This is a genomic window from Pseudomonas sp. PDM18 (genome assembly GCF_014852585.1).
Classification (GTDB): Bacteria; Pseudomonadota; Gammaproteobacteria; order Pseudomonadales; family Pseudomonadaceae; genus Pseudomonas.
Window position 1 is genome coordinate 613,554 of the sequence record NZ_JACVBX010000002.1, and the last position, 22,323, is coordinate 635,876.

17 protein-coding genes are annotated in these 22,323 nt (G+C 66.7%); all 17 read left to right on the plus strand.

Going from position 1 to position 22,323, the window contains the following annotated elements:
• Positions 1 to 238: 238 nt before the first annotated feature.
• The 17 genes from IB274_RS07565 to IB274_RS07645 all read left to right on the plus strand — a co-directional run bounded on the left by IB274_RS07565 (position 239) and on the right by IB274_RS07645 (position 22,275).
• Positions 239 to 1,399, plus strand: a complete 1,161-nt coding sequence (locus IB274_RS07565; protein ID WP_192431380.1) for a CaiB/BaiF CoA transferase family protein — start codon at positions 239 to 241, stop codon at positions 1,397 to 1,399.
• A gap of 182 nt (positions 1,400 to 1,581) precedes the next feature.
• Positions 1,582 to 2,721: an acyl-CoA dehydrogenase family protein gene (locus IB274_RS07570; protein WP_192431381.1), complete on the plus strand. Its 1,140-nt coding sequence runs from the start codon at positions 1,582 to 1,584 to the stop codon at positions 2,719 to 2,721.
• Between the two features lie 28 nt (positions 2,722 to 2,749).
• On the plus strand, positions 2,750 to 3,937 hold the full coding sequence (locus IB274_RS07575; protein WP_192431382.1) for a lipid-transfer protein: 1,188 nt from the start codon (positions 2,750 to 2,752) through the stop codon (positions 3,935 to 3,937).
• 111 nt (positions 3,938 to 4,048) lie between these two features.
• Positions 4,049 to 5,206 (plus strand): acyl-CoA dehydrogenase family protein, encoded by a 1,158-nt coding sequence (locus tag IB274_RS07580; protein WP_192431383.1) that lies wholly within the window; start codon positions 4,049 to 4,051, stop codon positions 5,204 to 5,206.
• 26 nt (positions 5,207 to 5,232) lie between these two features.
• A complete protein-coding gene (locus IB274_RS07585) occupies positions 5,233 to 6,243 on the plus strand; it encodes an acyl-CoA dehydrogenase (protein ID WP_192431384.1) in 1,011 nt (336 codons plus the stop codon).
• Positions 6,240 to 7,028: a crotonase/enoyl-CoA hydratase family protein gene (locus IB274_RS07590; protein ID WP_192431385.1), complete on the plus strand. Its 789-nt coding sequence runs from the start codon at positions 6,240 to 6,242 to the stop codon at positions 7,026 to 7,028. The genes IB274_RS07585 and IB274_RS07590 overlap by 4 nt, the downstream gene beginning before the upstream one ends.
• 59 nt (positions 7,029 to 7,087) lie before the next feature.
• Complete coding sequence (locus tag IB274_RS07595; RefSeq protein ID WP_192431386.1) at positions 7,088 to 7,921, plus strand: SDR family NAD(P)-dependent oxidoreductase; 834 nt, start codon at positions 7,088 to 7,090, stop codon at positions 7,919 to 7,921.
• A gap of 137 nt (positions 7,922 to 8,058) precedes the next feature.
• Positions 8,059 to 9,618, plus strand: coding sequence for an acyl-CoA synthetase (locus IB274_RS07600; protein WP_192431387.1), 1,560 nt, complete (start codon positions 8,059 to 8,061; stop codon positions 9,616 to 9,618).
• A 40-nt stretch (positions 9,619 to 9,658) separates the two neighbouring features.
• Positions 9,659 to 10,483 (plus strand): SDR family NAD(P)-dependent oxidoreductase, encoded by an 825-nt coding sequence (locus tag IB274_RS07605; RefSeq protein ID WP_192431388.1) that lies wholly within the window; start codon positions 9,659 to 9,661, stop codon positions 10,481 to 10,483.
• A gap of 141 nt (positions 10,484 to 10,624) precedes the next feature.
• Positions 10,625 to 11,107: a PaaI family thioesterase gene (locus IB274_RS07610; protein WP_192431389.1), complete on the plus strand. Its 483-nt coding sequence runs from the start codon at positions 10,625 to 10,627 to the stop codon at positions 11,105 to 11,107.
• Positions 11,108 to 11,260: 153 nt separating this feature from the next.
• Positions 11,261 to 13,096: a DUF1302 domain-containing protein gene (locus tag IB274_RS07615; RefSeq protein WP_192431390.1), complete on the plus strand. Its 1,836-nt coding sequence runs from the start codon at positions 11,261 to 11,263 to the stop codon at positions 13,094 to 13,096.
• Positions 13,097 to 13,118: 22 nt separating this feature from the next.
• Entirely contained in the window at positions 13,119 to 14,483 is a 1,365-nt protein-coding gene (locus tag IB274_RS07620; RefSeq protein WP_192431391.1) for a DUF1329 domain-containing protein, read from the plus strand.
• 218 nt (positions 14,484 to 14,701) lie between these two features.
• A complete protein-coding gene (locus IB274_RS29930; protein WP_192431392.1) occupies positions 14,702 to 17,161 on the plus strand; it encodes a LuxR C-terminal-related transcriptional regulator in 2,460 nt (819 codons plus the stop codon).
• Positions 17,162 to 17,334: 173 nt separating this feature from the next.
• Positions 17,335 to 18,675 carry a coniferyl aldehyde dehydrogenase gene (locus IB274_RS07630; protein ID WP_318652857.1) on the plus strand — a complete coding sequence of 447 codons (1,341 nt, stop codon included), beginning with the start codon at positions 17,335 to 17,337 and terminating at the stop codon, positions 18,673 to 18,675.
• Between the two features lie 77 nt (positions 18,676 to 18,752).
• Positions 18,753 to 19,838, plus strand: a complete 1,086-nt coding sequence (locus tag IB274_RS07635; RefSeq protein ID WP_192431394.1) for a Zn-dependent alcohol dehydrogenase — start codon at positions 18,753 to 18,755, stop codon at positions 19,836 to 19,838.
• 85 nt (positions 19,839 to 19,923) lie between these two features.
• Positions 19,924 to 21,120, plus strand: a complete 1,197-nt coding sequence (locus IB274_RS07640; RefSeq protein WP_192431395.1) for an acyl-CoA dehydrogenase family protein — start codon at positions 19,924 to 19,926, stop codon at positions 21,118 to 21,120.
• A 12-nt stretch (positions 21,121 to 21,132) separates the two neighbouring features.
• Complete coding sequence (locus IB274_RS07645; RefSeq protein ID WP_192431396.1) at positions 21,133 to 22,275, plus strand: acyl-CoA dehydrogenase family protein; 1,143 nt, start codon at positions 21,133 to 21,135, stop codon at positions 22,273 to 22,275.
• Positions 22,276 to 22,323 lie beyond the last annotated feature (48 nt).

Genomic DNA, 22,323 nt, shown 5'->3' on the forward strand with positions numbered 1-22,323 from the left:
CATGAAGCAAACTGGCGAGGTTTCACCAGAGGCTGGTCGTCGGCGGGCTCGCGCGCCGCCCGCGAGCCCGCGCAATTGCTGCGTTGCACCGTTCGTGGCCACCCGACGCGGGGGGTCGTGGCCCGGTGGGGGTTGCTCTACTTTTCCGCCAAAGCGTGCCACTCCCGGCCGGCTGCGGCGTGGGTGAGGGCGATCCGAACAATCGAACCGACCGCGCGGTCGGGCCAGGGGGCTGTAGATGGGTGTTCTCAAAGGGATTCGCGTGCTGGAGTTCGAAGCGATCGGGCCGGCGCCATTCGGCGCCATGCTGCTCGCCGACATGGGCGCCGATGTCCTGCGTATCGATCGGCCGGTGGCCGCCAGCGACCTGGGGCCGAAGCTGGACGGTCCGCGCCTGGACCTGATCGGGCGCAATCGCCGCTCGCTGACCCTGGACCTGAAAACGCCCCAAGGCGTGGCGTGCGCGCTGGAGCTGATCGAAAAGGCCGATGTGCTGGTCGAAGGCTTCCGCCCAGGGATCATGGAGCGCCTGGGTCTCGGCCCGGAGGTGGCGCTGGCACGCAACCCGAAGCTGGTCTATGGGCGCATGACCGGCTGGGGGCAGACCGGCCCGCTGGCGCAGAACGCCGGCCATGACCTCAACTACATCGCCCTGTCCGGCGTGCTCTCGGCCATCGGCCCGGCCGGCGGGCGCCCAGTGCCGCCGCTGAACCTGGTGGGCGACTATGGCGGTGGCGGCATGCTGCTGGCCATGGGTGTGCTGGCCGCGCTGCTGAATGTGCAACGCGGCGGCCAGGGCCAGGTGGTCGATGCCGCCATGACCGAAGGCGCGGCGCAATTGGGAGCAATTTTCTGGGGCCTGGTGGCCAGCGGCAACTGGCGCGAACAGCGCGGCAGCAACCTGCTCGACGGTGGCGCGCCCTGGTACGACACCTACCGCACCCTGGACGGCCACTACATGGCCATCGGCCCGGTGGAGTCGCGCTTCTATGCCGAGCTGCTGGAAAAGCTTGGCCTGGCCGACGCCGCGTTGCCCGGACAGCACGACCGCGATGGCTGGCCGAAGCTGCGCGATGCCTTTACCCGCGCCTTCCTCGGCCGCACCCGCGACGAGTGGAGCAAGCTCTTCGAGGGCAGCGATGCCTGCGTGTCGCCGGTGCTGGGCTTCAGCGAGGCCGCCGAGCATCCGCACAACCGCGCGCGCGGCAGCTTCGTCGAGGTCAACGGCATCGTCCAGCCCGGCCCGGCGCCGCGCTTCCAGGGCACCCCTTCGGCCCAGCCGAGGCCGGCCCCACGCCGTGGCCAGCATGGCGGCGCGGCGTTGCGCGACTGGGGTTTCGATGAGCAGCAGATCGGTGCGTTACGCAGCCGTGGGCTGTCGTTCATCGACGAAAACTGAGTCGCTCAGCGACTCCTGCAAAGGCGCCCGCGGGCGCCTTTTTTGCGTCCCGTTTCAGCGTGCAAAAAGCCGCGGACTTCGCCACCCGACGCGGGGGGCCGTCTGCGCCGGCTTCCTCTCTAGATTCGTTGACACAACAACAGCCTGGGCGCGCGACGTCCCCTGGCCATCTGGAGAATCCGATGCACATTCAACGTACCGTTTACCGTGACGACCACGAGATGCTGCGCGAGAGCGCGCGACGCTTCTTCGAACGCGAATGCGTGCCGCGCCAGGCCGCCTGGGACGCCGCCGGCCAGGTCGACCGCGAGACCTGGCTGAAGGCCGGCCGCGAAGGCCTGCTGTGTCTGACCGTGCCCACCGAATACGGCGGCGGTGGCGGTGACTTCGGTCATTCCGCGGTGCTGATCGAGGAGCTGCACCGTGCCGGTATTTCCGGCTGGAGCCTGGGCGTGCACTCGGACATCGTCGCGCCCTACATCGTCCGTCTGGGCACCGAAGAGCAGAAGCGTAAGTGGCTGCCGGACATCTGCGCCGGCAAGACCGTGCTCGCCGTGGCCATGACCGAGCCGGGCTCGGGCTCCGACCTCAAGTCGATCCGTACCAGCGCCGTGCGCGACGGTGACGAGTGGGTCATCAAAGGCAGCAAGACCTTCATCAGCAATGGCCTGCAGTGCGACATGGTCGCGGTGGTCTGCAAGACCGACCCGGCCGCCGGCGCCAAGGGCTGCAGCATCATCATGGTCGAGGCGAACCGCGAGGGCTTCCGCCGCGGGCGCAAGCTGGAGAAGGTCGGCCAGTCCGCGGCGGATACTTCCGAGCTGTTCTTCGACAACGTCCGGGTGCCGGTCGGCAACCTGCTCGGCGAAGAGAACAAGGGCTTCATGCACCTGATGGAGGAGCTGCCGCAAGAGCGCCTGGTGATCGCCGTGTACAGCGCCGCCAAGCTGGAACGCATGCTCGAGCTGACCCTGGAGTACGTCAAGGAGCGCAAGGCCTTCAACCAGACCGTGTGGGACTTCCAGAACTCCAAGTTCAAGCTCGCCGACATCAAGGCCCAGGCCACCGCCGTGCGACTGATGGTCGATTACTACCTGGGCGAGCACATGCGCCGTCGCCTGACCCTGCAGGAAGCGGCGATCGCCAAGCTGTTCGCCACCGAGACGCTGTGCAAATGCATTGACGACATGGTCCAGCTACACGGCGGCTACGGCTACATGCTCGAGTACCCCATCGCCCGCGCCTTCGTCGACATGCGCGTGACGCGCATCTTCGGCGGCACCAGCGAAGTGCTGCGCGAACTGATCGCCCGCCAGCTTTGATCCCATCCTTCCGAATTCAGGTGAAAGCATGAGCGAGAAAGTCCTGGTTGCCGGCGTCGGCATGATTCCCTTCAGCAAGCCGGGGGCCAGCCCCAGCTATACCGAAATGGGCGCCGAAGCGTTGCGCCGCGCGCTGGCCGACGCCGGCATCGGCTACCAGCGGGTGCAGGAAGCCTACGCCGGCTACGTCTACGGCGATTCCACCTGCGGCCAGACCGCCCTCTATGAAGTGGGCATGTCGGGCATCCCGGTGGTCAACGTCAACAACAACTGCTCCACCGGCTCCACCGCGCTGTACCTGGCGCGCAAGGCCATCGAGTCCGGCTCGGCCGACTGCGTGCTGGCGCTGGGCTTCGAGCAGATGCAGCCGGGCGCGCTGAAGTCGCAATGGAGCGACCGTCCGCCGACCCGCGAACGCTTCCTGCCGGTGCTCTGGGGCCAGACCCCGGACATGGACGGCATGCCCCAGGCGATCCGCACTTTCGGCGGCGCCGGGCGCGAGTACATGGCCAAGTACGGCTGCGGCATGGACACCTTCGCCGCGGTGCGCGCCAAGGCCAGCCGCCACGCGGCGAACAATCCCCTGGCGCTTTTCCGCAAGGTCCTCAGCACCGAGGACGTGATGAACGACACGGTGATCCTGCCCGGCGTGCTGACGCGCCTGATGGCCTGCCCGCCGACCTGTGGCGGCGCCGCGGCGATCCTAGTTTCCGAACGCTTCGCCAAGCAGCACGGCCTGCGCAGCGACGTGCAGATTCTCGCCCAGGCGATGACCACCGATACCGCCGAATCCTTCGACCCGCCGTCGATGCTCAGTTGGGTCGGCTCGCACATGGTTCGCGCCGCGGTGGGCCAGGTCTACGAGCAGGCCGGCGTCGGTCCAGAGGACATCGACCTGTGCGAGCTGCACGACTGCTTCGCGCAGATGGAAGTGATCAGCTACGAGACCCTGGGATTCTGCCCCGAAGGCGGCGCCGAGCGCTTCGTCCGCGACGGCGACAACACCTATGGCGGGCGCATCGTCATCAACCCGTCCGGCGGTTTGCTCTCCAAGGGCCACCCACTGGGTGCCACCGGCCTGGCCCAGTGCTACGAGCTGACCCAGCAGTTGCGCGGTAACGCTGATGCGCGCCAGGTCGCCGGTGCGCGCCTGGGGCTGCAGCACAACGTCGGTTTGGGCGGTGCCTGCGTGGTCACCCTGTACGGCAAGAACTGAACGCGCCGTGGCGGGCCACGGTGCCCGCCCGTACGCCACGAGGACGCAAGACATGCGACACCTGCCAATCGCCGGCGCGTCCGGCACCCCTGATCACCCGGAGGTCGCCCGATGAGCCAGTTGCTCGACGCCTTCCGCCTGGAGGCGCTGCCGGCCCACGCCGAAGCCTTTCGCAGCGAGGTGCGCGGCTTCCTCGCCGAGCACCTGCCGGCGGTCGCGGCGGACGTCCGCGCGCGCAGTTGGACCGGCTTCGACGCCGCCTTCAGCCGCAAGCTGGCCGAGCGCGGCTGGGTCGGCCTGACCCTGCCGAAAAGCTGCGGCGGCGCCGGCCTGGACGCCTTCAGCCGGTTCGTGCTGGTGGAGGAGCTGCTCTGCGCGGGTGCCCCGGTGGCCGCGCATTGGATCGCCGACCGCCAGAGCGGGCCGCTGATCCTCAAGTTCGGCAGCCAGGCGCAGCAGGACTTCTACCTACCGCGCATCTGTGCCGGTCAGGCGTTCTTCTGCATCGGCATGAGCGAGCCGAATTCCGGCTCGGACCTGGCCAGCGTGCGCAGCCGCGCCGTCCCCTGTGAAGGTGGCTGGCGGCTGAACGGGCGGAAGATCTGGACCACCAACGCCCAACACGCCCACTACATGATTGCCCTGGTGCGCACCTCCGGCGCGCCGGAAGACCGCCAGAAGGGCCTGTCGCAGTTCATCATCGACCTGCGCCAGCCGGGGGTGAACGTGCGGCCGATCGCCGACCTCGCCGGCGACTCGCACTTCTGCGAAGTGACCTTCGACGATGTCCTGCTCGGCCCCGATGCGCTGGTCGGCGCGGAGGGCAGCGGCTGGCAGCAGGTCAACGCCGAGCTGGCCTTCGAGCGCAGCGGGCCGGAGCGCTTCTACTCCAGCGTGGTGCTGCTCGATCTCTGGCTGCAACACCTGCGCCGTGCAGGCCACAGCGAGGCCGAGGCCAGCCAGTTGGGTGCCTTCATCAGCCAACTGGCGAGCTTGCGCTGCCTGTCGCTGGCGCTGACCGCCAAGCTGGCCCGCGGCGAGAGCCCGGTGATCGAGGCGGCGCTGGTCAAGGACCTCGGCACCGAGTTCGAACAGTCGATCCCGGTGGCCATCGCCGCGGCCATCGGGGCGAATCCGGATGCCCCGGTGGACGCCGAGCTGTACCGCACCCTGGCCTACCTGAGCCAGATATCGCCGACCTTCTCGCTGCGCGGCGGCACCCGCGAAATCCTTCGCGGCATGATCGCCCGCGGCCTCGGCCTGCGTTGACCGCCTCTGAACAGGACTCCTCGAAGATGTTCACTGAAGCAATTGAAAAGCTCCTGGCCGATCACTGCACCTCAGCGCTGATCCGCGCGGTGGAGGGCGGCGAAACACCCAGCGCGCTATGGCGCCTGCTGGAAGACAGCGGCTTCCTCGAACTGCTGACCCCGGAGGAAGAGGGCGGCGCCGGCCTCGACCTGGCCGCGCTGTTCCCCATTCTGCTGGCCTTCGGTCGCTTTGCGCTGCCGCTGCCGGCGGCGCAGAGCATCGCCGCCCGTGCCCTGCTGCAGGGCAGCGGGGTGGCGGCCCCGGCTGGCATGCTCAGCCTGTGCGGCAATGCCCGGCGCGACGCCGACGGTGCGTTGGTTGCGCCGCTGGTGGCCTGCGGGCGCTTCGCTGAGTTCGTCCTGGCCAATGTCGATGGCGACCTGTTGCTGCTCGATGGCGCCGCCGCCGAGCGTTCGCCCTCCGGCGTCCACGGCAGCCTCGAAGCCACCCTGCGCTGGCCGGCCGGGCAAGCGCTGGCGACCCTGGCCGGACGCGGCGAGGCACTGCGCGTATTCAGCGCGGCGCTACACGCTGCCGCCATCGCCGGCGCCATGACCTGGTGTATCGACAAGACCCTGGAGTACTGCAACGACCGCGTGCAGTTCGGCAAGGCCATCGGCAAATTCCAGAGCATCCAGCATCAACTGGCGGTGATGGCCGAACAGGTGGCCGCCGCCACCGCTGCCGCCGAAATGGCTTTCAGCGCTGGCGTACGAGTGCCCCAGGCGATCCCGGCGGCCATCGCCAAGGCCCGCGGCAGCATGGCGGTACCGCTGGTGGCGGCGACTGCCCACGCACTGCACGGGGCCATCGGCGTGACCGAGGAGTTCGACTTGCAGTTGTACAGCCGCCGCCTCCACGAGTGGCGGCTGGCCGAAGGCGCGGAGGGCTACTGGAACCGTCTCGTCGGCACCGCGCTGCTGGCCCTGAGCGGCACCGGCAGCAGCGAATTCGTGCGCCTGGCCACCCCCCTCACAGAAGGACAATCGGCATGAGCGAGTTGCTCCAGTACCAGCAGGATGGCCACGTCGTCACCCTGACCCTCAACGACCCCGAGCGACGCAACCCGCTGACCGGCAATGGCATGGTCGAAGCGCTGCTCGAGGCCCTGGATCGCATCCACCGCGACAGCAGCGTGCGCGCGGTGATCCTCACCGGCGCCGGCACGGCGTTCTCTTCCGGCGGCAACGTTCGCGACATGCAGCGCTACGCGAAGATGCCGAGCATGGCCCTGCGCCAGGAGTACCGCCTGGGCATCCAGCAGGTGCCGCTGGCGCTGTTCAACCTGGAAGTGCCGGTGATTGCCGCGATCAACGGCCACGCCATCGGCGCCGGGCTGGACCTGGCCTGCATGTGCGATATCCGCGTGGCCGCCGAGCAGGCCAAGTTCGCCGAGAGCTTCGTCAAGCTGGGGATCATTCCCGGTGACGGCGGCGCCTGGCTGCTGCCGCGGATCATCGGCCTGTCGCGGGCCAGCGAGCTGACCCTGACGGGGCAGACCATCGACGCCCGCCAGGCACTTGACTGGAACCTGGTGTCGCGCGTGGTGCCGGCCGAGGAACTGCTGCCCTGCGCCCGCGAGATCGCCGAGGCGATCGCCGCCAATCCTCCGCATGCGGTGCGCCTGGCCAAGCGCCTGATGCGCGAGGCCCTGCACACGCGCCTGGACACTCTGCTGGAAATGTCCGCCGCCTATCAGGTGCTGGCACACCAGACTGCCGATCACCAGGAAGCGGTGGCGGCCTTCATCGATAAACGCACGCCGGTGTTCACCGGTTGAACCCACCCCGCGCGCCGGGCCGTGCGGCCTGGCTGCGCCCAGTACTGAGGAGAAGAACCATGAAGAAACTCGAAGGCAAAGTGGCCCTGGTGACCGGTTCCGGTCGTGGCATCGGCCGCTGCGTGGCCCTGCAACTGGCGGAAGAGGGCGCCCGCCTGGTGATCAACGACCTCGACCAGGCGCCGGCCGACGAAGTGGTTGCGGAAATCCGCGCCGCCGGCGGTGAGGCCGTGGCCTGCGTCGGCAGCGTGACCGCGCCGGACTTCGCCGAGCGTTTCGTGCAGACCGCGGTGAAGCACTTCGGCGGCATCGACATCATCGTCAACAACGCCGGCTTCACCTGGGACAACGTGATCCAGAAGATGAGCGACGAGCAGTGGTACGCGATCATCGACTGCCACCTGACCGCGCCGTTCCGCATCCTCCGCGCCGCCCAGCCGATCATCAGCGCCTTGGCCAAGAAGGAAGCCGCCGAAGGCCGCGAAGTGCTGCGCAAGGTGGTCAACATTTCCTCCGGAGCCGCCGGCGGCAACGCCGGGCAGAGCAACTATTCCGCGGCCAAGGCCGGCATCCTCGGCATGACCAAGACCCTGGCCAAGGAATGGGGCCGGCTGAAGGTCAACGTCAACGCCGTGGCCTTCGGCTTCATCGAGACGCGCCTGACCCAGGCGCTGGCCGGCGACGAGAGCAAGACCGTGAACATCGAGGGCCGCGAAATCAAGGTCGGCATCCAGCAGGCCTACATCGACAACGCCAGTCGCGCCATCGCCCTGGGCCGCCCGGGCAAGCCCGAGGAAGCCGCCGGTGCCGTGGTACTGCTGTGCCTGCCGGGCTCGGACTTCGTTTCCGGGCAAACCCTGTACTGCGGTGGCGGCCCCGGTGGAAACTTCTGAATCCTGGCTGATGGTCCGACGTTAGCGTCGGGCCACTGACGGCAAGCGTATCGATTGTCCGGAGTCTTTTGCCGCTGCCTTGTTCCGGCGCTCCGCAAGCGAAGCACCATCGGTGATACCCACGAGGTAAAACAACAATGAATATGACGCAACCTCTGCATCGCGCCCTGTCGCTTCATCCTGACGCCGTAGTCACCATCTTCCGTGACCGTCGGCGCAGCTACCGGCAACTGGTCGAGCGGGTCGCACGTCTCGCCGGTGCTCTGCAGCAACTGGGCATGCAGCCCGGCGACCGGGTCGGCATGCTCGGCCTGAACTCCGACTGGTACTTCGAATACATCCTCGGCACCTGGTGGGGCGGTGGCGTGGTCAATGGCGTCAATACCCGCTGGAGCGTCCCGGAGATCGTCTACTCGCTGGACGACTGCGACACCCGCATCCTGCTGGTCGACGATAACTTCCTGAGCATGGCCGAGGATATCCGGCGCACCGCCAAGCACCCACCGCTGCTGATCCACGTCGGCGACGGCGCGGCGCCAGAGGGCATGCTCTGCTACGAGCAACTGCTGCGCGACACCGCGCCGGTGGCGGACGCCGAACGGCGCGGCGACGACCTTGCCAACATCATGTACACCGGCGGCACCACCGGACACCCGAAAGGAGTGATGCAGTCGCACCACAATCTCTGGTCCTTGCTGATGTCGCGCCTGGCCGGTCGCGCCCCGGCCGAAGGCTATGCGCCGGCCCTGCATGTGGCGCCGATGTTCCATGGCGCGGCCTTGGGCGGGGTGATGGTGCAGTTGGTGCTGGACCAGCCGCACGTGTTCGTTCCGACCTTCGAACCGTTGGAACTGATGCAGACCATCGAGCGCGAGAAGGTCCACGAGACCCTGCTGGTGCCGACCATGCTGCAGGTGATCCTGATGCACCCGCAGTTCCCGCGTTACGACCTCAGCAGCCTGAAAATGATGGTCTATGGCGCCGCGCCGATCTCCCCGGCGCTGATGGAGCTGGCCCTGGAGCACCTGCCGGAGCTGGAGTTCACCCAGGGCTACGGGATGACCGAAACCACCAGCGGGGTGGTGTTCAACGGCCCGGCCAACCACAGTGCCGTGGGCGTCGCCAACGGCCGCATCCGCGCGGCGGGGCAGCCGGCGGTGGGCGTCCTGGCGCGCATCGTCGACGAGCAGGACAACGAGGTACCGCGCGGTGTCGTCGGCGAGATTCTCCTGCGCGGCGATTCGGTGATGCTCGGCTACTGGAACCGCCCGGAAGATACTGCCCAGGCCAAACGCGGCGGCTGGATGCACACCGGCGACGCCGGCTACATGGACGACGAGGGCTACATCTACATCGTCGACCGGGTCAAGGACATGATCGTCAGCGGCGGCGAAAACGTGTACTCGGCGGAAGTCGAGGGCGCCCTCGCCAGCCACCCGGCGGTAGCGCTCAGCGCGGTGATCGGCATTCCCCATGCGAAGTGGGGCGAGGCGGTGCACGCGGTGATTGTGCTCAAGCCCGGCAGCAGCGCCGAGGGCGAGGAAATCATCGAGCACTGCCGGCGCTTCATCGCCGGCTACAAGTGCCCGAAGACCGTCGAGTTCCGCGAAGCGCTGCCGTTGTCGGCGGCCGGCAAGATCCTCAAGCGCGACCTGCGCAGCCCGTATTGGAAAGACCAGCAGCGCGCGGTCAATTGACCGCGCGGCAGGCGAACCCGTGACCAACAAGGAGACAAACGTGAGCAAGAACCTCGAAGGCAAAGTCGCCATCGTATCCGGCTCCGGCCGTGGCATCGGCCGTGAGATCGCCCTGAAGCTGCACCGCGAAGGCGCCGCCGTGGTGATCAACGACCTCGACGCCGCGCCAGCCGAAGAGCTGGTCGCGCAGATCGTCAGCGAAGGCGGCAAGGCCGTGGCCTGCGTCGGCAGCGTCACCGATGGCGACTTCGCCGAGCGCTTCGTCGGCACCGCGCTGAGCGCCTTCGGCGGCCTCGACATCATCGTCAACAACGCAGGCTACACCTGGGACAATGTGATCCAGAAAATGACCGACGAGCAGTGGGATGCGATCCTCGACGTGCACGTCAAGGCGCCGTTCCGCATTCTCCGCGCCGCGTCCGCGCACTTCCGCGAGTGCGCGAAAAAGGAGGCCGAGGAGGGCAGAGAAGTCTTCCGCAAGGTGGTCAACATTTCCTCGGTGTCCGGCGTGCGCGGCGGTGCCGGCCAGGCCAACTACTCCTCGGCGAAATCCGCGGTCAACGGCCTGACCAAGGCCCTGGCCCGCGAGTGGGGCCGCTACAAGGTCAACGTCAACGCGGTGGCGTTCGGCTTCATCAAGACCCGCCTGACCGAAGTCTCCGCCGAGGACAACACGGTGCTGACCATCGACGGCCATGACATCAAGGTCGGCATCCGTCCGGAGATGGCCAAGAACGCCGCTTCGATCATCCCCCTGGGCCGCGCGGGCACCCCGGAAGAGGCCGCCGGCAGCGTCTACCTGCTGTGCGCGCCGGAGTCCAACTACATCTCCGGCCAGGTGCTGATCGTCGACGGCGGTCGCTGACCGCAACCGGGCCACCCTCGGGTGGCCCGATTCCTCCCTAACCCCGCGCAATACCGCCACTACCCCAGCCTCGCGGCGACAGCCGTAGCACCCCGCCATCGACTGTTCCCGCGCTGGTCCGCCCCCCCAAGGAACACTCCGATGAGCGCCTGCGATGCACCCTCCGATCTGTCTGCATTTTCCATCCCTGAAGGCTTCGAACCGATGCGCCGGCCCGATGGTCAGCAAGGTTTCGTCCAGCATTGCCAGGGGATCTACCTGAACAGCGAGCGCCGGATCGTCGCGGCGCGCGTGCTGCCGGTGCATCTCAATGCGCTGCGCATCGCCCACGGCGGCTTTCTCGCCACCCTGGCCGACACCGCCTTCGGTGCGCTGCTGCGCCTGGCCGGCGATTTTCCGCAGCCGCCGGTGACCATCGAGTTGAGCGTCGACTACCTCAGGCCGGCCCGGCTGGATAGCTGGATCGAAGCGCACATCGAGGTCCACAAGCTCGGCCGCAACCTCTGCCGCGCCAGCCTCAGCCTGATGGATGGAGAGCGGCAGGTGGTACGCGCCAAGGGAACCTTCATGGCCAATCCGCCGGGCTTGCGTGATACCTCGCGCACCGATGTGGGCGCGGTGTAACGCACGGTAACGCCATTTTCCCACGCTGGATTGCGAATCATCGAGGCGCCATGCAGTGCGGTAATTAGAATTACCCGATCGGGTGAATAGGAGAACAGGGAGCCTGGATAGCATGAGCGCTCCAACACCGTTCACCCTTCTTTGGAGCGCCGCATGACAACAACAACAAAGCGCGGAGTCTTTCAGCCGCAACTGCTGGCTGCAGCCGTCGCCTTGGGCATCAGTGCAAACGCCGATGCCGTGGATTTCAATTTCGGGGAGATCGAGGGCAAGTTCGACTCATCGTTGACCTTCGGCAGCAGCTGGGCCACCAGCTCCCCCGACAAGCAGTTCATCTCCAACTTCAACTCGATGGGCGTGCGCGGCGGCAAATCGTCGTCGCGCACGGTCGATGACAACCGCCTGAACTTCAAGAGCGGTGAAAACATCTCGACCATCGTCAAGGGGTTGCATGACCTGGAACTGCGCTACGGCGACAGCGGCGCGTTCGTGCGCGGCAAATACTGGTACGACTTCGAGCTCAAGGATGGTCACCAGCATTTCTATGACATCGACGACGCCGGGCGCGACCAGGCGGCCAAGTCGTCCGGGGCGATGTTCCTCGACAGCTTCGTCTACCACAACTACAACCTCGGCGACCTGCCGGGCAACGTGCGCCTGGGCAAGCAGGTGGTGAGCTGGGGTGAGAGCACCTTCATCCAGAACGGCATCAACGTGATCAATCCGATCGACGTCGCCGCCGTGCGCCGTCCTGGTTCCGAAGTCAAGGAAGGGCTGATCCCGGAGAACATGCTTTATGTCTCCCAGGGCCTGGCCGACAACCTCACAGCCGAGGCCTTCTACCAGATCACCTGGGAGAAGACCATCGTCGACAACTGCGGCACCTTCTTCGGCAGCGACGGCGTACCCCAGGGCTGCGACGACCGTCTGGTGGTCAGCGGCCCCGACCTGGCCCCCGGGGTGGCGACCAACAAGGGCGGCGCCGCGGCCATCGCCGCTGGTCTCGACGATGTCTACATCCCCCGCGCCAAGGACAACGATCCGCGTAACAGCGGGCAGTTCGGTATTGCCTTGCGCTGGTTCGTGCCGGAGTTGAACGACACCGAGTTCGGCGCCTATGCGATGAACTACCACAGCCGCAACCCGTACCTGAGCACCATCCGCACCACCGGAGCGGGCACCCCACCCAGCGCGCTGAACGTGCCGCGCAATGCCCAGTACTTCATCGACTATCCGGAAGATATCCGCCTCTACGGTCTCAGCTTCGCCGCCAACGTGGCTGGTACCTCGCTGGGCGGGGAACTGAGCTACCGGCCGAACATGCCGCTGCAACTGAGCACCCCCGATCTGCTCAGCGCCACGGTCGGCACCGCCAACTCGCCGCTGCTCACCAGCGGTTTCGCGACCACCACGCCGGGTGGGGTGATCAATGGCTACGAGCGCATGCCGGTGCTGCAGGCGCAGTTGACCGCGACCAAGCTGTTCAACCAGGTCTGGGGGTCGGACCGCCTGACCCTGGTCGGCGAGGTCGGCTACAACCGCATCAACGGCCTGGGCGATTCCGATGGTACCGACCTGCGCTTCGGCCGCAGCCCGGCCTATGGTTCCGGCATCCTCCCCGGCGCCGCCGGGCTGGCCTCTTGCAAGGGCAGCGCGGTGGGCCAGCCCAACGCCAGCAATCCGGCGCAGCAGTGCAACAGCCACGGTTTCTACACCACCAGTTCCTGGGGCTATCGGGTCCGCGCGCAACTGGATTATCCCAACGTCTTCGCCGGGGTGAACCTGGCGCCGAACCTGGCCTGGTCCCACGACGTCGATGGCTGGGGGCCGAACTTCGAGGAAGGCGCCAAGGCCGTCAGCCTCGGCCTCAACGCCGACTACCAGAACACCTACACCGCCGCGTTGAACTACACGAATTTCTTCGACGGCAAATACAACACCATGACCGACCGCGACTACGTCTCGCTGAGTCTGGGCGTGAACTTCTAACCAGTAACAGCGGAGAATCGACATGATCAGAAGTACTATGCTGCGCGCTGGCGCGATGGCGCTGTCGTTGCTGGCCACCAGCGTGATGGCTGCCGTCACCCCCCAGGAAGCCGAGCAACTGGGCACCACCCTGACCCCGCTGGGTGGCGAGAAGGCCGGCAACGCCGATGGCAGCATTCCGGCCTGGACCGGTGGGCTCAAGCCCGGCGCCGCGCCGGTGCAGAATGGCTTCCTGGGCAACCCGTTCGCCGATGAGAAGCCCTTGTTCACCATCACCGCGGCCAACGCCGAGCAGTACAAGGACAAGCTCACCCCTGGCCAGCTCGCGCTGTTCAAGCGTTACCCGAACAGCTACAAGATCCCGGTGTATCCGACCCATCGCACGGCCGCCGCTCCCCAGGCGGTCTACGACGCGGTGAAGAAGGGCGCTACCGTGGTCAAGCTGATCAACGATGGCAACGGCCTGGCCGACTTCAACACCCACTACTACCCGTTCCCGATCCCCAAGAGTGGCGTGGAAGTGGTGTGGAACCACGAGACCCGCTATCGCGGCACCAACATGGAACGCTTCAGCGCCCAGGCGGTGCCGCAGACCAACGGTGACTTCACCGTGGTCGGCTTCAAGGAGAACCTCGGTTTCCCGCAGTACATCGCCGACAACGACCCGAGCAAGACCGGCAACATCATGTACTACTACAAGCAGGAGATCGTTGCCCCGTCGCGCCTGACCGGCACCGTCAACCTGGCCTACGAGACCATCGACCAGCTCAAGGAGCCGCGCCAGGCCTGGACCTACAACGCCGGCCAGCGCCGCGTGCGGCGCGCCCCCGAGGTAGCCTACGACGGCCCCGGCAGCGCCGCCGACGGCATGCGCACCGCCGACAACTCCGACCTCTACAACGGCTCGCCGGACCGCTACACCTGGAAGCTGATCGGCAAGAAGGAGCTGTACATCCCGTACAACAGCTACAAGCTGTGGTCGCCCACCTTGAAGTACGCCGACATCATCAAGCCGGGGCATATCAACCAGGACCTGACGCGCTACGAGCTGCACCGCGTCTGGGAAGTCGAAGGCACCCTCAAGCCGGGCGAGCGGCATATCTACGCCAAGCGCCACATGTACTTCGACGAAGACACCTGGGCATTGGTCGAGATCGACCACTACGACAGCCGTGGCCAGCTCTGGCGCGTCGCCGAGGGCCATCAGGTCAACGACTACGAGCACGGCCAGGCAGCCTACGCGGTACAGACTCTTTATGACCTGATCGCCGGACGCTACATGGCGATGAACATGATCAACGAGTCCAAGCGCGGTCCGCAGTTCGATCAGCAGTACAAGAACAACGACTTCACCCCGGCGGCCCTGCGCAACGCCGGCATCCGCTGAGCCAGTGCGGCGGCCGCCGCGCGCGCCGCCGCACTTTCCGAACGCTCAGAACCTTGCTCTGCATCAAAGGGCGGCGGGGACTTCCCGCGGCCACCTGATACGGGGGGCGTCCGCGCCTCCCGGCACTTCCAAGATGCTTGCCAATGCAGCACAGGAGCGCGATTGCGTTCCTTGGCTGGAGTGATCGCTTCGTCTAACGCCATAGATCGAGGTATGTCATGCAAGGTCTGGGTGCCACTCTTCCGCACGCCAATGGGCGCTGGGCTTGCCTGCCGGCCCTGCCGTCAGGGCACGTTCCCCGGCAACAGTTGCAGGCGCGTTTACGTGGCAGCCGCCAGCGTCTGTGCCTGCTCTGCGCACCGGCCGGCTACGGCAAGAGCGTTCTGCTCGGCGAGAGCCTGGCGCAGCTTGCAGCGGGTGAGCAGGTGGTCTGGCTGAGCCTGGGCGGACAGGTCGAATCGCTGCAGGCGTTGTCCGCGCGTATCGCCCTGGAGCTCGATCTGAACCTGCCTCAGGGCGCCGGGCCGGCCACTTTGCTGAGGTATTTCGCCACCCATCCGGCACCGCTCAAGCTGGTGCTGGACGATCTGCCCGGTGAGCTGTCGATAGAATTGAACAACTGGTTCGACCACCTGCTGGCGTTGCCCAGCAGCCACCTGCAGTTGTGGGTCAGCAGCCGCCAGCGGCCGAACTGGAACCTGCCGCGGCTGATGCTGCGCAATGAGTTGCTGGAGCTGGATGCCGCCGAATTGGCGATGACCCGCGCAGAGTTCGAGCGCTTGCTCGAGGTTTCTTCCAGCCCCTTGCCGGCGCCCGCGCGCGAGCACCTCTGGCAGCGTGCCGAAGGTTGGTGGGCGGGTATCCGACTGCTGCTCAGCGGCGGCGCGGACAGCGATCCCGGCAAAGGCCTCGGGCTGATCCGGGACTACCTGGAGCATGAACTGCTGGCCCGCCTGGGCGATGCCGAACGCAATATTCTCTACGGGCTGACCCACCTGCCGAGGTTCTCCACCGATCTCTGCGCGCAATTGTGGGAGGAGCACGGCGGCCGCCAGGTGTTGCGGCGGCTGCTGCAATGCCAGGCCTTCATCTTCCCGCTGGAGGCGCGCGGCGCCTGGTTCCGCGTGCTGCCGGTGGTGGCCGAAGCGCTGCAGGAGCGGGTCGAGGCGGCCGAGCTGTCGCGTTTGCGCCTGCACTCGTGCCGGATGCTGAGCATCGCCGGTCACCTGAACGAAGCCATCGAGCAGGCGCTGCAAGCCGAGCAGCCGGAAGTGGCCGCCAATTACATGCAGAAGCTGCTGCCGAGCTGGCAGTTGGCCGAGCACAACCTGCACCGCCTGCTGGAGTGGCGCGAGCAGTTGCCCGGCTATCTGCTCGAAAGCACCCCGCGGCTGATCTATCTGTGCTCCCTGGCCTTGTACGGCAGCGGGCGCCTGAGCGAGGCCGATCAGTGCCTGGCGAAACTGGAACGCTTCCTGCCTTGCGCCGACCCGCAACTGGACGTGCGACTGCGTGCCAACTGGCAGGCGCTGCGGGGGCTCGGCCTGGCCTCACGGGGGCAGGCCGAGGAGGCGTGCCAGGCCTGTCAGGAAGCCTTGCGCCATCTGCCGTCGGGAGACTGGATCTCCATCGTCGTGTGTTATTCGACACTGGCCCGGCTGGCCATGGCCGGCGGCCGACTCGCCGAGGCCCGCGAGCTGCTGGACGAAGCCGTGGAACTGGCGCGCCGCGAGGGCTGCCTGGACAGCGAAGTACTGATCAACACCGATCGCCTGCGCCTGCTGATACTGCTCGATGAAGTCTCGATCGCCGAGGCGTTGCTGGCGGAAACCCTGGAGTGGCGAACGTCGGCGCATATCCCGCGCGATCCGCTGCTGGCTCGCCTGTTGTTCCTGCAGGGCGAACTGCACCTGCTCCGTGGCCGCGTCGGGGCGGCGGAGGATTCATTGCGCGCGGGGCTGGCTCACGCGCAGCACAGTTCGGCGCCGTACATCCAGTTCGGCCACCTGCTGCTGGCGGAAGCGGCCAGCCGCACCGGCCAGCATGAGCAGGCGCTGCTGCATCTGCATGAGACCGAGCGGCGCATGCATTGCGGCCGTATCGACAGCCAGTGCTACGGCGGATCGGTGCTGCTGCACTCGCTGCGCGTGCTCGCCCGCCGTGGCGAGTGGCGCACGCTGCTGCGCCGCGCCGGCAGTGCCGAGGCATGCCAGCCGTCGCTGCTGCATCCCAGCCTGCCGCAGGAAATAGAGCTGATCGTGGCGCAAGCGGAAATCGCCCTGGGCCTGCCGCAACAGGCGCGCCTGCGCCTGAATGCCCTGGCCGGGGACTGTGCCAGCCGTCGCTTGCGCCTGCTTGAGCGCGAGGCGCGGGCGCTGCTCAGGCAGTTGCCCGAGGTTGCCGAGAAGACTGTCGCCGCATCGTTCGATAGCCCCCTCAAGGCCAGCCCGGACGTGGCGGAAGAGGCGAGCTTCTGCGCCCGCCTGGAAGACCTGACCCCGCGTGAGTCCGCGGTGCTGACGCTGCTGGCGCGCGGCATGTCGAACCAGGAGATCGCCGACAGCCTGTTCCTCTCGGTGAACACCGTGAAGTACCACGCCAAGAACATCAACGCCAAGCTGGGCAGCACCCGGCGCACCCAGGCGATTGTCTTCGCCAAGGCGATGGGGCTGATCTGAGGCGCGGGTGCAGCGACCCTCCTTACCACCTGAGGCGGGTGGGGCCCTCCTGCAAAAAAGGTTCAAAGATGGCGAAAACCCGCTGCGGGGCCAGCCATCTACCTTTCGCTCCCCCAGGACGGACCACGGATGGCTGCGCCATGCCCGATGACATCAGAACAATAGGAGCCGTTGTGACCAGCGCCATTGACTCTTCGCCCCACGCCGCCATTCGCGCCATTCTCGATAAGCAACGCGCCGCCAGTCGCGCCGCCGGCGCCTGGAGCGCCGAACAGCGCATCGAACTGCTGGATCGAGCGATCGACCTGCTGGTCCGCAACGAACAGGCGATCATCGATGCGCTGACCGCCGATTTCGGCCAGCGCAGCCCGATGTTCTCGCGCTTCAGCGAAGTGTTGGGGCCGCTGGCGACACTGAAACAGACCCGTGACGAACTGGCCGAGTGGATGCAGCCGCAACCGCGCAAGGTGCCCCGCGGCGAGGCTTGGGTGCAGTACCAGGCGCTGGGCGTGGTCGGCATCGTCACCGCCTGGAACGTGCCTGGGAACATGTTCTTCAACGGCCTAGCCGGCGCCCTGGCGGCGGGCAACCGGGTCATGCTCAAGCCCTCGGAATACACCCCGCAGACCTCCGAGTTGTTCGCCCGGCTGATCGCCGAGGCTTACGCCCAGGACGAAGTCGCCGTCATCACCGGTGGCGCCGAGGTTGGCCAGGCCTTCTGCAGCCAGCCGTTCGACCACCTGCTGTTCACCGGCGCCAGCAGCATCGGCAAGCACGTGCTGCGCGCCGCCGCCGAGAATCTGGTGCCGGTGACCCTGGAGCTGGGTGGCAAGTCGCCGACGGTGATTTCCCGCTCCGCCGATTTCAAGAAAGCGGTGGCCAAGATCGTCGTCGGCAAGGTGCTCAATGCCGGGCAACTGTGTGTGGCCCCCGACTACGTGTTCGTCCCGGAGGAATCGCTGGATGCCTTCGTCGCGGTGGCCAAGGCGACCATCGCCGGCTTCCTGCCGAAGCTTGCGGACAACCCCGAGTACACCGCGATCATCAATGCGCGCCACTACCAGCGGCTGCAAGGCTACCTCGACGAAGCCCGCGCCGCCGGCGTCGAGCTGGTCGAACTGAACCCGGCCGCCGAAGTGCTCGATGCCGCGTTGCGCAAGATCGCGCCGACCCTGTTGCTGAACCCCGGCGACGAGTTGCGGATCATGCAGGACGAGATCTTCGGTCCGCTGCTGCCGATCAAGCCCTACCAATCCCTCGACGAGGTGGTCGCCTACATCAACGCGCGGCCGCGCCCGCTGGCCCTCTACTACTTCGGCCAGGACGCCGGCGAAGAGGCGCTGCTGCTCAACGCCACCTGCTCCGGCGGCGTGACCCTCAACGAGGTGATGCAGCACGCCGCGATGGAAAGCCTGCCGTTCGGTGGCGTCGGCGCCAGTGGCATGGGTGCCTACCACGGCATCGACGGCTTCCGCACCTTCAGCCACGCCAAGGCCGTGCTGCGCGCGGGCTGAGGTTCGCCCTGCGTATCTCCACGAGCGCGGTGGCGGTGGTCCGCCGCGCCTTCCTGTCCTGTTGCGAGAGAAAACTCATGAAAGCTGCGGTATTCCATCAAGTCGGCGCCCCCCTGAGCATCGAGGAAGTCGGCATCAGCAAGCCCGGCCCGCGTGAAGTGCTGATCCGCACCCATGCCGTGGGCGTCTGCCATTCCGACCTGCACGTCATCGAAGGGGCCTTCCCGTATCCCGGCCCGATGGTGCTGGGCCATGAGGCGGCGGGGGTGGTCGAGCAGGTGGGTTCGGAAGTGCGCACGGTGAAGCCCGGCGACCACGTGGTCACCTGCCTGACCGTCTACTGCGGCCACTGCCCGCACTGCGTCACCGGACACATGGCGCTGTGCGTGTCGCCGGAAACCCGTCGCGGCAAGGGCGAAGAGCCGCGCATGACCTATGCGCACAAGCCGATGCCGCAGTTCGTCAATCTTTCCGGCTTCGCCGAGCAGATGCTGGTGCACGAGCACGCCTGCGTCGCCATCCGCCGCGACATGCCGCTGGACCGCGCGGCATTGCTGGGCTGCGCCGTCACCACCGGCACCGGCGCGGTGTTCAACACCGCCAAGGTGCGCCCGGGTGAAACCGTGGCGGTGCTCGGCTGCGGCGGCATCGGCCTGGCGGCGATCAACGGTGCGGCGCTGGCCGGGGCAGGGCGGATCATCGCGGTCGACATGCTCGATTCGAAGTTGGAACTGGCCCGCCAGTTTGGCGCCACCGACGTGGTCAATGCCTCGGGCGGCGACGCAGTGAAGCAAGTCATCGAACTGACCCGTGGCGGCGTCGACCACTCCTTCGAGTGCATCGGGCTCAAGCAGACCGCCGAACAGGCCTTCGCCATGCTCGCGCGCGGTGGCTCGGCAACAGTGATCGGCATGATCAAGCCGGGCCTGAAGATAGAGGTCGACCCCTTCCAACTGCTCAACGAGCGCCGCCTGCAAGGCTCGCTGATGGGCTCCAACCGCTTCCCGGTGGACCTGCCGCGGCTGGTGGATTTCTACCTGCAGGGGCGCCTCAAACTCGACGAAATGATCTCCCAGCGCATCCGCCTGGAGCAGATCAACGAGGCCTTCGACGAACTGCGCCGCGGCGAGCTGGCGCGTTCGGTGATCGTTTTCGACCAGTGAGCCATCGCCCTCGCGGCCCGGTGCCGCGAGGGCTGCCCAGCCGATACCCGGCCTCGCCGCCGACGGATACCCAAGGAACTACCCGATGGACATACATTTCACGCCCGAGGAAATCGTCTTCCGCGAGGAGGTTCGGGCCTTCCTGCGCAGCGAGCTGCCGGCCGAGATATCCACGCGCATCCTCCAGGGCAAGCGCCTGAGCAAGGAGCACCAGGTGGCCTGGATGCGCACCCTGAACCAGCGCGGCTGGCTGGCCCCGGGCTGGCCGGTGGAATATGGCGGCACCGGCTGGAGCCTGGTGCAGAAGCACATCTTCGAGGAGGAGTGCTTTGTCGCCGGGGCGCCGAAAGTGGTGTCCTTTGGCGCCAAGATGGTCGCGCCGGTATTGATCAAGTTCGGTACGCCGGAGCAGAAGGCGCGCTTCCTGCCGCGCATCCTCGACAGCAGCGAATGGTGGTGCCAGGGCTACTCCGAGCCGGGCGCCGGCTCCGACCTGGCTTCGCTGAAGACCCGCGCCGTGCGGGATGGCGAGCACTACGTGGTGAATGGCCAGAAGATCTGGACCACCCTGGCGCACTACGCCGACTGGATGTTCTGCCTGGTCCGCACCGACCCGGAAGCGCAGCAGCAACGCGGTATCTCGTTCCTGCTGATCGACATGAAAACCCCCGGCATCACCATTCGCCCGATCATCACCCTGGATGGCGAGCACGAAGTCAACGAGGTGTTCTTCGACAACGTGCGGGTGCCGCTGCAGAACCTGGTCGGCCGCGAGAACGAAGGTTGGACCTGCGCCAAGTACCTGCTCACCCACGAGCGCACCACCATCGCCGCCATCGGCATGACCAAAATCATGCTGCAACGCCTGAAGCGGGTGGCCGCCCGTGAACTGCGCAATGGCCGCCCGTTGCTCGAGGACCCGCTGTTCCGCGCGCAGATCGCCGACGTCGAGATGCAGGCGATGGCCACCGAGATGAGCAATCTGCGCACCCTGGCTGCCGCCCGCGATGGCGGTGCGCCCGGCGCCGAGAGTTCGATCCTGAAGATCAAGAGCACCGAGCTGCGCCAGCAGATCGCCTACCTGATCAGCAAGGCGGTGGGCGCCTATGCCTTGCCCTTCCTCGACGAGGAAATCGGTTACGGCGATGGCCAGGCATTGCTGCACAACGCCGACAGCAGTGCCGCCACCTACCAGTACCTGGATACCCGCAAGGCCTCGATCTACGGCGGCGCCAACGAAATCCAGAAGAACATCATCGCCAAGATGATCCTCGAGCTGTAAGGGGCCCCGAACATGGACTTCAAACTCACAGAAGAGCAGCAGATGCTGCAGGACACCGCGGCCCGCCTGGTTCGCGACACCTATAGCTTCGAGCAGCGCGAGACTTTCCTGCGCAGCCCATTGGGCTTCAGCGCCGATGCCTGGCAGCAACTGGGTGCGCTCGGCCTGACCGCCGCGCCCTTCGCCGAGGCATATGGCGGTTTCGCCGGGAGCGGGGTGGACATCCTGCTGATCGCCAAGGAACTGGGCCGTGGCCTGTGTCTGGAACCCTTCCTGCATTCGGTGGTGTTCGGCGGCGGCCTGCTGGCCCAACTGGGCAGCGCGGCGCAACGCGAAGCGTTGCTGCCGCGAGTGGCCGACGCCAGCCTGCAACTTGCGGTGGCCCTGGAGGAGCCGCAAAGCCATTACCAGTTGCATGACTTGCGCACCCGCGCGCAGAAGGTCGACGGCGGCTGGCGCCTGAACGGCCACAAGGCCGCGGTGTTCGGTGGGCATAGCGCCGGGCTGATCCTGGTTTCCGCCCGTACGGGCGGCGCCGAACGCGACGCGGCGGGCGTCAGCCTGTTTCTGCTCGACCCGCAGAGTACCGGCGTGCGCCGACGCGAGTACCCGACCACGGACGGGCGCAAGGCCTGCGACCTGTACCTGGAGGACGTGTTCGTCGCCAATACGACCTTGCTGGGCGGAGAGGGCAAGGTTTTGCCGGCGCTGTACTACCAACAGGGGCGGGCCATCGCGGCGCAGTGCGGCGAAGCGTTGGGCAGCATGGAGGCGGCCTGCCAATTGACCCTCGACTACCTGAAGGTGCGCCAGCAGTTCGGTCAGCCGATCGGCAAGTTCCAGGCCCTGCAGCACCGCATGGTCGACATGCGCATCGAGTTGGAACAGGCCACTTCCATGGCGTTGCTGGCGGCATGCGTGGCCGATGAGGCGGACAGCGACGACCGCAGCCGGACCCTGGCCGCCGCCAAGTACATCATTAGTCGCGCCGGGCGCTTCATCGCCGACCAGGGTATCCAGTTGCACGGCGGTATCGGCCTGACCTGGGAGTATGCGTTCTCCCACCACGCCAAACATCTGCTGATGATCGCCCGCCAGTTCGGTGACGACGATTATCACTTACAGGCCTACAGCACGCTGATGCAGGACGCCTGAGGCAACGTTGCACATATCGCTCGACACACAACAAGACCAAACCGGAGA